Annotated in this window: 11 protein-coding genes; 7 read left to right on the forward strand and 4 right to left on the reverse strand. The window is 68.6% G+C overall.

What is annotated here, in order from left to right:
* The first annotated feature begins 134 nt into the window (after nt 1–134).
* The 7 genes from ABZ855_RS00600 to trxA all read left to right on the forward strand — a co-directional run bounded on the left by ABZ855_RS00600 (nt 135) and on the right by trxA (nt 9,757).
* Nucleotides 135–2,507, forward strand: a complete 2,373-nt coding sequence (locus ABZ855_RS00600) for a DUF6049 family protein (protein WP_360798611.1) — start codon at nt 135–137, stop codon at nt 2,505–2,507.
* A gap of 47 nt (nt 2,508–2,554) precedes the next feature.
* Complete coding sequence (murJ, locus tag ABZ855_RS00605; RefSeq protein WP_360798614.1) at nt 2,555–4,816, forward strand: murein biosynthesis integral membrane protein MurJ; 2,262 nt, start codon at nt 2,555–2,557, stop codon at nt 4,814–4,816.
* A gap of 118 nt (nt 4,817–4,934) precedes the next feature.
* A complete protein-coding gene (locus ABZ855_RS00610; RefSeq protein WP_360798617.1) occupies nt 4,935–6,629 on the forward strand; it encodes a protein kinase family protein in 1,695 nt (564 codons plus the stop codon).
* Nucleotides 6,630–6,652: 23 nt separating this feature from the next.
* Nucleotides 6,653–7,363 carry an RNA polymerase sigma factor SigM gene (sigM, locus tag ABZ855_RS00615; RefSeq protein WP_360798620.1) on the forward strand — a complete coding sequence of 237 codons (711 nt, stop codon included), beginning with the start codon at nt 6,653–6,655 and terminating at the stop codon, nt 7,361–7,363.
* Nucleotides 7,360–8,244: a hypothetical protein gene (locus ABZ855_RS00620; RefSeq protein ID WP_360798623.1), complete on the forward strand. Its 885-nt coding sequence runs from the start codon at nt 7,360–7,362 to the stop codon at nt 8,242–8,244. The genes sigM and ABZ855_RS00620 overlap by 4 nt, the downstream gene beginning before the upstream one ends.
* 170 nt (nt 8,245–8,414) lie before the next feature.
* Nucleotides 8,415–9,386 (forward strand): thioredoxin-disulfide reductase, encoded by a 972-nt coding sequence (trxB, locus tag ABZ855_RS00625; RefSeq protein WP_360798626.1) that lies wholly within the window; start codon nt 8,415–8,417, stop codon nt 9,384–9,386.
* 41 nt (nt 9,387–9,427) lie between these two features.
* The gene (gene trxA / locus ABZ855_RS00630; RefSeq protein WP_006374396.1) at nt 9,428–9,757 is read left to right on the forward strand and encodes a thioredoxin; all 330 of its coding nucleotides are present in this window, start codon (nt 9,428–9,430) and stop codon (nt 9,755–9,757) included.
* Nucleotides 9,758–9,846: 89 nt separating this feature from the next.
* On the opposite strand, the gene ABZ855_RS00635 is transcribed toward trxA, so the two are convergent.
* The 4 genes from ABZ855_RS00635 to rsmG form a co-directional block, all read right to left on the reverse strand.
* A complete protein-coding gene (locus tag ABZ855_RS00635) occupies nt 9,847–10,464 on the reverse strand; it encodes a GNAT family N-acetyltransferase (protein WP_360798630.1) in 618 nt (205 codons plus the stop codon).
* A 306-nt stretch (nt 10,465–10,770) separates the two neighbouring features.
* Complete coding sequence (locus tag ABZ855_RS00640; RefSeq protein WP_360798634.1) at nt 10,771–11,871, reverse strand: ParB/RepB/Spo0J family partition protein; 1,101 nt, start codon at nt 11,869–11,871, stop codon at nt 10,771–10,773.
* A complete protein-coding gene (locus ABZ855_RS00645; RefSeq protein WP_330293759.1) occupies nt 11,868–12,941 on the reverse strand; it encodes a ParA family protein in 1,074 nt (357 codons plus the stop codon). Before ABZ855_RS00645 ends, ABZ855_RS00640 begins: the two co-directional genes overlap by 4 nt.
* 281 nt (nt 12,942–13,222) lie before the next feature.
* On the reverse strand, nt 13,223–13,939 hold the full coding sequence (gene rsmG / locus ABZ855_RS00650) for a 16S rRNA (guanine(527)-N(7))-methyltransferase RsmG (protein ID WP_360798637.1): 717 nt from the start codon (nt 13,937–13,939) through the stop codon (nt 13,223–13,225).
* Nucleotides 13,940–14,029 lie beyond the last annotated feature (90 nt).

The following is a 14,029-nucleotide window of genomic DNA, read 5'->3' on the forward strand; positions in this document are numbered from 1 at the left end:
ACGCACATAGGGGACAGTCGACCGGTGTTCCACGATCTTGTGGACCAGTCCGCGGCACTTCCCCTCAGCGCGCATCGTTACCATGCGTGGACGCACATTCCGACGACCACTGACGACTAGGGACGGGCGAACGCGTGGCCGAGGCGGCAGACTTCCCGGGGCTGACTCCCTCTCCCGCGCGCCGGTGGTTCCGGCGAGCCGGGATGCTGCTCGCGGGGGCGCCCCTCCTGGCCGGTCTGCTCCAGCTCCCCGCCGGACAGCCCGCGTATGCCGCCACCTCGGATCCAGTGGTCGTCTCCGTCGATTCGCTCACCCCCAGCGCCCCCACGGACGGGGACACCCTGACCGTGTCCGGCACGGTGCTGAACAAGGGCAAGCGGGCAGTCACGTCCGCGCATGTGGACCTGCGCGTGGGACAGAGGCTGACCACCCGGTCGGCGATCGACGACGTCGCCGCGCGCACCGACTACGTACCCGGCGCGGACGGAACGGAGATCGGCGGCAAGTACGTCGAGAAGTTCCCGACGCTCACCCCGGGCGTCGCCCAGCCGTTCACCCTCTCCGTACCGATCGACAAGCTGGAACTCGGCCAGGACGGCGTCTACCAGATCGGCGTCTCCCTGTCCGGCGAGACCGCCGCGGAACCGTACGAGCACGTGCTCGGGATCCAGCGGACGTTCCTGCCGTGGCAGCCCGACGAGGCGGACACGAGGACGCGGACGACGTATCTGTGGCCGCTGATCTCCACGGTGCACATGACGGCGGAGACCGGACCGGGAGAGCAGCAGACGCCTGTCTTCCTCAACGACGACCTCACCGCGGAGATCTCCCCGGGCGGACGCCTCGAGCAGATGCTCTCCCTGGGCCGGAACCTCGACGTCACCTGGGTGATCGACCCCGACCTGCTGGCCTCCGTCGACGCGATGATCGGCAGCTACGGCATCCAGAACGCGGACGGTACCAACACACCCGGCACGGGGCAGGCGGTCGCCAAACAGTGGCTCGCCGAACTCCAGGACGCGGTCGCGGGCAAGGAGGTCGTCGCCCTTCCCTTCGCCGACCCCGACCTCGCCTCTATCGCGCACAACGGCAAGAACGTCACCGGCACGCTGAACCACCTCAAGAACGCCACGGACGTCGCCGCCACCACCGTCGAGACGATCCTCCACATCACGCCGAGCACCGACTTCGCATGGCCGGCGAGTGGTGCCGTCGACCCGTCGATCGTCAAGATCGCCACCTCGGCGGGTGCCGACAAGGTGATCGTGCGCAGCGACAGCCTGAAGGAGACCGGCGACCTGCCGTACACGCCCTCCGCGGCCCGGCCCATCGGTGGCGGCACCACGGCGGTGGTCGCGGACATGCGACTGTCCACGGCCTTCCAGGGCGACATGACGAACGCCGGCAGTGCCACGCTCTCGGTGCAGAGATTCCTCGCCCAGAGCCTCACGGCCACCCTCCAGTCGAACAAGCAGCGCACCGTCGTCGTGGCTCCGCAGCGCATGCCGTCCGCGAGCCAGGCCCAGACGATGGCGAAGGCGATCAGCGACCTCCAGAACTCGACCTGGTCCCAGCCCCAGGAACTCACCGCGACCGCGGACACCAAGCCGGACCCGGGCGCCAACACCAAAGTGCCTGCCGCGTCCTCCTACCCCGCCGCACTGCGCAGGCAGCAGGTCCCTGAGTCGGCCTTCGCCCGGATCGCGGCCACACAGGGCGAGCTCGACAAATTCAAGATCATCCTCACCGACAAGACCCGTGTGGAGACCCCCTTCGGCCGGGCCATCAACAGTGAGATGGCCACGTCCTGGCGCGGCCGGTCCAGCGAGGCCCACGATTTCCGCGAGAGCGTGAAGTCGTACCTCGACGAGCTCACCGAGCAGGTCAAACTGATCGACAAGTCCGAGACGAAGCTGTCCGGCGGCAGCGCCACCATCCCGGTGACCGTCCAGAACAACCTCGTTCAGCCCGTCGACAACCTCGTGCTGCGGGTCACCTCGACGAACCCGACCCGACTCAAGATCGGCAACGACGACTACCAGGAGCAGTCCGTCGCGGTCTCCGGCGGGCACAGCCAGTCGGTGAAGTTCACCACGACGTCCAACGCCAACGGCCCGATCACGGTGACCGCCCAGCTGTACACGAAGGACGGTCAGAAGTACGGCGCTCCGGTGTCCTTCGAGGTTCGGGTCACCGAGTTCACGGCCATGGCGATGCTGGTGATCGGCGGCGGCTTCCTGCTGCTCGTACTCGCCGGCCTGCGCATGTACACCCAGCGCAAGCGCGCCGCCGCCCGACGCGCCGAGGAGCCCCCGGGCAACGAGGACGAGGCCACGGACGAGAACGCCGGCGACAGCGAAACCCACGACAGCCCCGAGAGCCGTCCGCAGGGGGAATCCGCCCCGGCATCGCGGGCAGAAGCCCCGCAGCAGCCGAGTGACCCGACGCCGGACACCGCTGCGGAAAGCACCGACCCCTCCGGAACGGGTGAGAGAGTGGACCGTTGAGCTATGTCGTGGCCGGTGGGCCCGGTGAACGATGAGGTGGGGTAACCATGAACGCGCCGTACGACGGTGACCGCGGTCAGGGCGCGGGCGACTCGGGCTACCCCGAGGGCCCGCCGCCCGAGCACGGCCAGGTGCCGGCGCAGCCCCCCGCCGACATGTACCTGCAGGACGCCTACACCCAGGACCCGTACCGGGCACAGGACCTCTCCGCCCAGGACCCCGTGGCCGAGGCGCTCTACGACCGTGCCGCGCACCCCCCGCCGCCTCCCGGCTCGTATCAGCCGCAGCCCCCGCTCTACGGACAGCCCGCCCAGTCGCCGTACGCCCCCGACCCGCAGGTGTGGGCCCAGACCCCGGCCCCCGAGCCGGACGGGGCCACGCAGTACCTGCCGTACGGCGACAATCCACGCACCACGCAGTACGTGGGGGTCGACGCCCTGGTCTCCCAGGCCGGTGAACAGCGACACGAGCCCGACGCCTTCGCGCATCTCTTCCGCGACCAACAGCAGGGCGGCGGACAGGATCCCGTGGAGCCCCCGGCGGTGCCCGGCCCGTCCCCCTCGCCCACCCCGGGCCACGGCCCGGTCCCACGGATCCAGCCCCCGGCGTCCGACGCCACGATGCAGCTCACCCCCAAAGCGTCAGCAGCGGCACCACCGGCGGCCGCCAAGAAGGGTGGCCGGGCCGCGGGCCTGCTGAAGTCGAGCGCCGTCATGGCGGCGGGCACGATGGTCTCCCGCCTCACCGGCTTCGTCCGCTCCGCGCTGATCGTGTCCGCCCTCGGCCTGGGCATGCTGGGCGACTCCTTCCAGGTCGCCTACCAACTGCCCACCATGATCTACATCCTCACCGTGGGCGGAGGCCTCAACTCCGTCTTCGTCCCGCAGCTCGTGCGCGCCATGAAGGAGGACGACGACAACGGCGAGGCGTTCGCCAACCGCCTGCTGACCCTCGTCATGCTGGCCCTCGGCGCGCTCACCGCTCTCGCCGTCTTCGCCGCTCCCCTCCTTGTCCGCGCCCTGTCGGTGGAGATCGCCGACGATCCGGCGGCCAATGAGGTCGCCGTCACCTTCACCCGCTACTTCCTGCCCACGATCTTCTTCATGGGCATCCACGTCGTGATGGGGCAGATCCTCAACGCGCGCGGGAAGTTCGGCGCGATGATGTGGACTCCGGTCCTGAACAACATCGTCATCATCGTCACCCTCGGCACGTTCATCTGGGTGTACGGCAGCGCGGCGGACTCCGGTATGGAGGTCACCACCATCCCGCCGGAGGGCCAGCGGCTCCTCGGCATCGGCGTGCTGCTCGGCCTCGTCGTCCAGGCCCTCGCGATGGTTCCGTATCTGCGCGAGACCGGCTTCAGGATGCGGCTGCGCTTCGACTGGAAGGGCCACGGCCTCGGCAAGGCCGCGATGCTCGCCAAGTGGACGGTCCTGTTCGTTCTCGCCAACCAGGCCGGCGCCCTCGTGGTCACCCAGCTGGCCACCGCCGCCACCGGCGAGAACCCGAAGATCAAGGGCACCGGCTTCGCGGCCTACGCCAACGCCCAGCTCGTCTGGGGCCTGCCGCAGGCCATCATCACGGTCTCCCTGATGGCCGCCCTGCTGCCGCGGCTGGCCCGCTCCGCCCACGAGGGCGACAGCGGCGCGGTCCGCGACGACATCTCCCAGGGACTGCGCACCACCGCCGTCGCGATCGTGCCCATCGCCTTCGGCTTCGTGGCGCTCGGCATCCCGATGTGCACCCTGATCTTCGGCTCCTCGGGCACCACCGGCGCCACCAACATGGGCTTCATGCTGATGGCCTTCGCGCTCGGCCTGATCCCCTACTCCGTGCAGTACGTCGTCCTGCGTGCCTTCTACGCCTACGAGGACACCCGCACCCCCTTCTACAACACGGTGATCGTGGCCGCCGTCAACGCGACGGCCTCCGCCCTCTGCTTTTTCGTGCTCCCCTCCCGCTGGGCCGTGGTCGGCATGGCCGCCTCCTACGGACTCGCGTACGCGATCGGCGTGGGCGTCGCCTGGAACCGCCTGCGCAAGCGGCTCGACGGCGACCTCGACGGCACCCGCGTCCTGCGGACCTACGCCCGGCTGGGCATCGCCTCGGTACCGGCGACACTGCTCAGCGGCGCCGCCTGCTACGGCATCGGCCACACTCTCGGCCAGGGCGTCGGCGGCTCGCTCCTCTCTCTGCTCGGCGGCGGCGCCGTCCTGCTGGTCGTCTTCTATGTCGCCGCCCGCCGTATGCGCATTGAAGAACTGAACTCGTTGGTGGGTATGGTGCGCGGGCGACTGGGACGGTGAGTCGAGGGCAAGCGCACAACCATCGTCGGCCACCGCGTGTCGTGCAGAGCGACGGAGTGTGGGCACAATTGGGTTTGGCGTCGGAGAGCTCGCACAGGATGGGGAGGCAGGAGCGACGGTGGCGGATCGGAGCACGGCTGCCGTCGACGTGGCAGCCAACAGCGGCGACGAGCCGCTGACCGCGCAGGCGGACGAGTCCACGGCCGACGGCGCGGCCCAGAACCGGGAGCGGGACACGGAGAACGACGAGGCACAGGGGAGCGGCGGGACCGAGAGTCCCGGAAAGGCCTCACCGCCCGAACTGCACAGCGGCCACAAACTCGCCAGGCGCTACCGCCTGGAGGAGTGCGTCACCCGTCTGGACGGATTCAGCAGCTGGCGCGCGGTCGACGAGAAACTTCGTCGCGCCGTCGGCGTGCACATCCTGCCCGCGGACCACTCACGGGCGCGTTCCGTGCTGGCCGCGGCCCGCTCCTCGGCGCTGCTCGGCGACCCGCGCTTCGTGCAGGTCCTCGACGCCGTCGAGGAGAACGACCTCGTGTACGTGGTCCACGAGTGGCTGCCCGACGCCACGGAGCTGACCTCACTCCTGGCCGCCGGCCCGCTGGAGCCCCACGACGCCTACCAGATGGTCAGTCAGATCGCCTCCGCGATGGCCGCCGCCCACCGTGAGGGTCTCGCACATCTGCGCCTGACCCCGGGCACCATCCTGCGGAGTTCGTCCGGCCAGTGGCGTGTGCGCGGCCTCGCGGTCAACGCGGCGTTGCGCGGCATCACGTCCGACGCCCCGCAACGCACCGACACAGAGGCGATCGGCGCCCTGCTCTACGCCTCCCTCACCCAGCGCTGGCCCTACGAGAACGACGCGTACGGCCTGTCCGGGCTGCCCAAGGGTGTCGGCCTCATCCCGCCGGACCAGGTGCGGGCCGGCGTCCACCGCGGTCTGTCCGAGCTCGCGATGCGCGCGCTCGCCAACGACGGCGCCACCGCCTCACGCCACGAGTCCGCGTGCACCACACCCGAGGAACTGGTCAAGGCGATCGGCGAGATGCCCCGCATCCGCCCGCCCGAGCCGGTGTTCACCGCTCCGCCGGACTACCAGCGCACCACGTACCAGCAGGGCTCGTACGGCCGTCAGGCCCCCCACCCGGGCGTCACGCAGGTGCTGCCCACCCCACCGCCCCCGCTGCAGAGCCGTACCGGCAAGGCCCTGAAGTGGGCTGTGTCGGCGTTGCTGATCGCCGCACTGGGCCTGGGGAGTTGGCAACTGGCGGACGCGCTCATGGAACGCGGCGGCAAATCCGCGGACACCGACCAGACGCAGACGACGGACGGCGGGGACAAGAGCCCGGCGAAGCCTGTCAGCAAGCCCATCGCCATCGCAGGTGCCCACGATTTCGACCCCTTCGGCTCTGACGGCGAGAACCCGGACGAAATAGACAAGATCTACGACACCGCACCACACACGTACTGGGAGACGAACTACTACGCGAGCTCCGACTTCGGAAATCTGAAGCCGGGCGTCGGAGTCATCCTCGATCTCGGCAAGGTCCAGCAGGTCGGAAAGGTGACCGTCACCTTCGTCGGGGACACGTCTGTCGAACTCCGCGCCGCCTCGGGAGACACCGGTGCGGAACCGACGTCCTTCGATGATTACAACAAGGTGGCCGCAGGTTCAGGCGCGAGTGTGACTCTTAAGCCCGGCAAGGCCCTCAAGTCCCGCTATCTTCTGGTCTGGTTGACCGATCTGCCGAAGCAGGTCGACGACGGACAGTTCCGCGGCAGGATCGTGGACGTCAAAGTGAGCAGCTGAGAAGTGAAGGGAAAGGAGGTCCGATGGCAGATGGCAACGCATACGGTGACACAAGCGACCAGGACCTCCTTGCCCGGCATGTAGAAGGCGACCCCGACGCCTTCGGTGAGATCGTGCGTCGGCATCGGGACCGGCTCTGGGCAGTGGCCCTGCGTACGCTGGGGGACCGTGAGGAGGCCGCTGACGCCGTCCAGGACGCCCTTGTCTCCGCCTACCGGGCCGCCCATACCTTCCGGGGCCAGTCGGCCGTCACGACCTGGTTGCACCGCATCACGGTGAACGCCTGCCTGGACCGCGCCCGCAAGGCCGCCTCACGCAAGACCTCCCCGGTCGACGACACCGAACGGCTGGAGCAGTTGCTCGAGCCCCACGAGTCGGCGTCGGCCCCGGCCGAGCGCAACGATCTGCACCGCCAGCTCATCGAAGCCCTCGGCACCCTCCCACCGGACCAGCGCGCCGCCCTCGTCCTGGTGGACATGCAGGGCTACCCGGTCGCGGAGGCCGCCCGTGTCCTTGACGTGCCCACCGGGACGGTGAAGAGCCGCTGCGCCCGGGGCAGAGCCAGACTGCTGCCGCTGCTCACCCATCTCCGGCCGGAGAAATCCGGTGACGGCAAGGAATCGAGCGACGGACGGAACCGGGCGGAGGGGACATCCGTCCCACCCGCAGCGGAACCAACGGATGCAGGGCCAAGCGATTCAGCGGCTGTGAAGGGCGGAGGTGGGCGAACGTGACATCCACGACCGACCCGGCCGGGCACCCGGACGTCACGGAGCTCTCCGATCTCACCGAAGGCCTGCTCACACCATCCCGGACCGCGGACGTACGACGGCATCTGAACGAATGTGTTCTCTGCGCCGACGTGTACGTCTCCCTGGAGGAGATCCGCAGCCTCCTCGGCTCCGTGCCGAGCCCTGTGCACATGCCCGACGACGTCGCCGACCGTATCGGCGCGGCGCTCGCCGCCGAGGCCGCGATGCCGGCCGGGGTCCCAAGCGAGATTGAGCGCGTCGATGTTTCACGTGAAACATCGACGCCCACCGACCGGCACCCGAGCCGCCCCACGGGCCGCGCGCACGCGGCCACTGGGCCGGGGCGCAAGGACCGCGCGCAACGTGGGCGACGCCGGACCGTCGTCCTGGGCACCGTCTTCACCGCCGCCGCCCTGGGCATCGGCTCACTGCTGGTCTCGACGCTGGGAGACGACAGCAAGCAGCCCGAGGCCGCGAGCACGTTCGCCGGGCAGAAGATCGAGAGCCAGGTCGCCGAACTACTCAAGGGCACTGACGTCAAGAAGGGGTCCCGGAGCGGAAAACCGTCGGTGGGCATCGAGTCCCACACCAACGAGCCTGAGACCAATGAACACGAGGGTCTCGTCAAGAACCTTCCGACAGCGGTGCCCGACTGCGTCATGGAAGGCATCGGCCGGACCGGCACCTCGATCATCGGCGTCAAGCAAGGCGCCTACGACGGCACGGACGCCTACCTCGTGGTGCTACCTGCAGCAGGTGACAGCACTCGGGTCACCGCCTATGTCGTCGATTCGGCCTGTACGAATCAGCCGTCGCCCCCTCCGGGCAAGGTTCTGCTGACGCGGTCCTACGCGCGTTCCTGAGCGCCGACCGCTTCGTGCTCCTCCCTCCAGGGCCGCCCGTCCCGAGCGGCGCCCCTGTGTGCCCGGACACAGCGGGAATGCGGGCCCCGTAGGATCCGTTGGGTGGGGTGAGAGTTCTGAGAGAGGCTCCCACCGGTCGACGAAGCCGTCCAGAAACGAGGAAACACGCCGTGAGCGACGTCCGTAACGTGATCATCATCGGCTCCGGGCCCGCCGGCTACACGGCGGCGCTCTACACCGCACGCGCATCTCTGAAGCCGCTGGTTTTCGAGGGCGCCGTGACCGCCGGTGGCGCGCTCATGAACACCACTGACGTGGAGAACTACCCCGGCTTCCAGGACGGCATCATGGGCCCCGAGCTCATGGACAACATGCGCGCCCAGTCCGAGCGCTTTGGTGCCGAGCTCGTGGCGGACGACATCGTCGCCGTCGACCTCACGGGTGACATCAAGACCGTCACGGACACCGCGGGCACCGTGCACAAGGCGAAGGCCGTCATCGTCGCCACCGGATCGCAGCACCGCAAGCTCGGCCTCCCGAACGAGGACGCCCTGTGCGGGCGCGGAGTCTCGTTCTGCGCGACCTGCGACGGCTTCTTCTTCAAGGACCAGGACATCGCCGTGATCGGCGGCGGCGACACCGCGATGGAGGAGGCGACCTTCCTCTCGCGCTTCGCCAAGTCCGTGACCATCGTCCACCGCCGGGACACCCTGCGCGCCTCCAAGACGATGCAGGAGCGCGCGTTCGCCGACCCGAAGATCAAGTTCGTCTGGGACAGCGAGGTCGCCGAGATCCAGGGCGACCCGAAGCTCTCCGGACTGAAACTGCGGAACCTCAAGACCGGCGAACTGTCCGACCTGGCCGTGACGGGCCTGTTCATCGCAGTCGGCCACGACCCGCGTACCGAACTCTTCAAGGGTCAGCTGGACCTCGACGAAGAGGGCTACCTCAAGGTCGACGCGCCCTCGACCCGGACCAACCTGAGCGGCGTCTTCGGCGCCGGCGACGTGGTCGACCACACCTACCGGCAGGCGATCACCGCCTCCGGCACCGGCTGCGCCTCAGCTCTGGACGCCGAGCGCTACCTCGCCGCCCTGGCGGACCACGAGGAGCAGGCCGAGCCCGAGAAGACCTCTGTCTGACCCCCATCCGCCCCACCGCAGCATCGAGTTAAGGAGCCCCTGTGGCCGGCACCCTGAAGAACGTGACCGACGATTCCTTTGACGAGGACGTCCTCAAGAACGACAAGCCCGTCCTGGTGGACTTCTGGGCCGCCTGGTGCGGACCGTGCCGCCAGATCGCCCCGTCGCTCGAGGCCATCGCCGCCGAGTACGGCGACAAGATCGAGGTCGTCAAGCTCAACATCGACGAGAACCCCGGCATCGCCGCCAAGTACGGCGTGATGTCCATCCCGACCCTGAACGTCTACCAGGGTGGCGAGGTCGCCAAGACCATCGTCGGTGCCAAGCCGAAGGCCGCGATCGTGCGTGACCTCGAGGACTTCATCGGCTAGTCCTCGCAGTGGGCGATGTTTCACGTGAAACATCGAGTGGGCCGACCCGAAAGGGCCGGCCCACTTCTGTTTCCGTCCCTGGGCGGCCTCTAGAGCGGCCGAAGGACCGGTTCCTTCTGCACGGCTCCCAGCAGCCGGTCGAGCGCCAACTCCACGTCTTCCTTCCAGGAGAGGGTCGTCCGCAATTCCAACCGCAGCCGGGGATGCACGGGATGGTGCCGCACCGTCTTGAAGCCCACGGCCAGCAGATGGTCGGCCGGCAGGAGGCAAGCCGGCTCCCTCCAGCGAGCGTCCCCGAAGGCCTCGATCGCCTTGAAGCCCCGGCGCAGCAGGTCCTTGGCGACCGTCTGCACCATCACGCGCCCCAGTCCCTGCCCCTGGTAGCCCGGCATGATGAAGCCGGTCATCAGCTGCACCGCGTCCGGCGAGACCGGGCTCGTGGGAAACGCCGTGGAGCGGGGAACGTAGGCCGGAGGGGCGTAGAGCACGAACCCCACCGGGTTGTCGTCGACATAGACGACCCGTCCGCAGGAACCCCAGTCGAGCAGCACGGCCGAGATCCACGCTTCCTTCTCCAGTCCGGGTGTCCCCGCTTTTACCGCGGCTTCCCCGCTGACGGGATCCAGTTCCCAGAAGACACACGCGCGACAGCGCTTGGGAAGGTCCTGAAGGTTGTCCAGCGTGAGCGGTACGAGCCGACGCCCCATGAAGGCTGTTCCTCGCTTCCTTCGCCCGCAGCGTCGCGGGCGGCTGTCAGAGCACTCCGTTCCCTGAGCAGACTGCCGACGAACCCGCCGACTGCGCCCAGTCCCAGACCCGCGCTCACCAGTCCGGTGCGGCTCACCGTTCGCATGGACCCCGCCTCCCCAACTCCGAGGTGATGCCAGGTGGATGCGCCATACCCGACGCATCGTATCCACGAAGCGATGGCATCGACACCGACTGACAGCAAAGAGCGGGCCGTGTTCCGGTGGGTACCGGAACACGGCCCGCTCTGGCAGCCGATCGAGGACTCAGTCCTCCGCGTCCTCGGAGTCGTCGTCCAGAAGACTCTTCTGGAGGACCGGCCCTTCACCGGGGGCGAGGGAGCTGAGGATGCGCTCAAGGTCCTCCATCGAGGCGAACTCGACGGTGATCTTGCCCTTTTTCTGTCCCAGGTCGACCTTCACCCGCGTCTCGAAACGATCCGAGAGACGGCCCGCGAGATCGTTCAGCGCCGGAGACACCAGGGCACCGGCCCGCGGCCCCTTGGCCCTCGTGGCCGCCTTCGGCCGCGAGCCCATCAGGGTCACGATCTCCTCGACGGCCCGCACCGAAAGCCCCTCGGCCACGATCCGGTGAGCCAGCCGGTCCTGCTCCTCCGAGTCGTCCACGGAGAGAAGCGCCCTGGCATGCCCGGCGGAGAGCACGCCCGCCGCGACCCGGCGCTGCACCGCCGGCGAGAGCTTCAGCAGACGCAGGGTGTTGGAGACCTGGGGACGGGAACGGCCGATCCGGTCCGCCAGCTGATCGTGCGTGCAGTGGAAGTCCTTGAGCAGCTGGTCGTAGGCCGCCGCCTCTTCCAGCGGGTTCAGCTGAGCCCTGTGGAGGTTCTCCAGCAGTGCGTCCAGCAGAAGCTTTTCGTCATCCGTGGCCCGCACGATCGCGGGGATCGCCTCCAGGCCCGCTTCACGGCATGCCCGCCAGCGCCGCTCGCCCATGATGAGCTCGTAGCTGCCCGGACCCACCTGACGCACCACGACGGGCTGGAGGAGACCGACCTCCTTGATGGAGGTGACCAGCTCCGCCAGCGCGTCCTCGTCGAACACATCACGCGGCTGTCGCGGGTTCGGCGTGATGGAGTCAAGGGGAAGCTCGGCGAAGTGCGCCCCGATGGGAGGCGCCGGGGCCTCCCCGAACTCGTTCGCGTAGGCATCCTCTGTTTCACGTGAAACAGTCGGCAGCGTGGCCACCTTCGCCGCGGCCACTCCACGCTCGGCCGTGAGTACAGGAACCGCAGCCGGTGAGGTGGAGGCGCTGCCCCCCATCGCCGGTGGCGTCGGCCTGTCTCCGGTCGGTGCCGCTGGGATCAGTGCGCCGAGACCACGGCCCAACCCCCTCCGTCGCTCGCTCACTGGATACCCTCCACGATGCTCTGTTCGCTCTGTGCGCCGATATGGGCGTGCTGCGCGTCATAGCTGACGCCGACACCCTTCAGCGCGATTTCCCGGGCCGCCTCAAGATAGGACAGGGCCCCACTCGATCCTGGATCGTAGGTGAGTACCGTCTGTCCATAGCTCGGCGCCTCCGAGATACGGACCGAGCGCGGAATGCTCGTCCGCAGCACCTCGTCGCCGAAGTGGTTGCGCACCTCGTCCGCGACCTGGGACGCGAGGCGCGTCCGGCCGTCGTACATGGTGAGCAGGATCGTCGTCACCTGCAGGTCCCGGTTGAGGTGTGCCCGCACCAGGTCGACGTTGCGCAGCAGCTGGCCGAGGCCTTCCAGCGCGTAGTACTCGCACTGGATCGGGATCAGCACCTCGGCGCCGGCGACCAGCGCGTTGACCGTCAGCAGACCCAGCGAGGGCGGACAGTCGATGAGGATGTAGTCCAGGGGCTGCTCGTACGCCTGGATCGCGCGCTCGAGCCGGCTCTCGCGGGCCACCAGTGACACCAGCTCGATCTCCGCACCGGCGAGATCGATGGTGGCGGGTGCGCAGAAGAGGCCCTCGACGTCAGGGACCGGCTGAACGACTTCCGAGAGTGGCCTGCTGTCGATCAACACGTCATAGATGGAAGGAACATCGGCGTGATGGTCGATCCCCAGTGCCGTGGAAGCGTTGCCCTGAGGGTCGAGGTCCACGACCAGGACGCGGGCCCCGTGCAGGGCCAGCGAGGCGGCGAGGTTGACGGTTGTCGTCGTCTTTCCCACTCCGCCCTTCTGGTTGGCGACCACCATGACACGGGTCCGCTCCGGCCGTGGCAGGCCTTCGCCGGCCCGCCCCAGAGCCTCCACCGCCAGTTGGGCAGCACGACCAATGGGAGTGTCGTCCATCGGGGGCGGTGTTTCACGTGAAACATCCGCCCCGATCGACTCGGTTCGGGGACCGGGGACCGGATCGGTCATCGGTCCCGCGATGTTGGCGTTGGACCGCAAGGATTCACTCTCCTCGACTTCAGGCTCGCAATGAACAGAGCCTGCCATGTCTTCGGGGTCGTGAACCAGTGAGGCCTGGGGTTCTGTGGAGAAATCCACCTCTGTGGACAACTCCGTTACCTCTGCGGGTGAACCGAGAGGCTTTCGGTCGCGGGGTGCGGCCGCGGCCCGGCCGCGGCTGATAATGCCGTGCAGCAGTGAGCGACGTTTCACGTGAAACAAGATGCCCAGCCGTGCGCTGCCCGGCAGCGCGACACTCCGGGATGCGTAGGTTTGACAGCTTGTGTGGAGTACGGCTCGTCGTCAGGACGGATCAACGAACGGGACGATCAGCGTCGCCGCCGTGCCCGCCCGGTCCGGGCAGCCTTGGCCCGCTTCGCCGCGAACCGCACTCCGCCCGGGCTCTCCCCGACCTCGACCCGCACGACGGTGGACAGCGGGTCCACCACGCCCTCACCGACCTGCAGGATGGACGTCTCGACCGCCCCGAGCTTGCTCAGCGCGGTGGCCGAAGCCTTCAGCTCCTCCTCCGCCGTGTCCCCCTTGAGGGCAAGCATCTCCCCGTACGGACGCAGCAGGGGAATGCCCCAGGTGGCCAGGCGGTCCAGCGGCGCCACGGCACGGGCCGTCACCACATGGACTGGCTGAAGCGACCCCATGACCTCCTCAGCACGGCCACGGACGACCGTCACATGGTCCAGGCCCAGCAGCTCCACGACCTCGCTGAGGAAATTGGTCCGGCGCAGCAGCGGTTCGAGCAGCGTGATCTTCAGGTCCTCCCGGACCAGCGCCAGCGGAATACCGGGCAGACCCGCGCCCGAGCCGACATCGCACACCGTCACGTTCTCCGGCACGACCTCGGAGAGCACCGCACAGTTCAACAGGTGCCGCTCCCACAGGCGGGGCACTTCGCGTGGGCCGATCAGACCGCGCTGCACACCCGCCTCGGCAAGCAGTTCCGCGTATCGGACCGCGTCCGCGAAGCGATCGCCGAACACCTGACGCGCCTGCTCGGGCGCCGGGGGGAGCTCCGCTGCCTCCGTCACGGGGGACCGTCCTTCCGTACCGCATGAGCGCACTGGGCGCTGATCACCAGGACTATCAGGGGACTGGAGCTGTCGAGGACCGCAGGGGGA

It is taken from the genome of Streptomyces sp. NPDC047042 (assembly GCF_040644035.1).
Classification (GTDB): Bacteria; Actinomycetota; Actinomycetes; order Streptomycetales; family Streptomycetaceae; genus Streptomyces.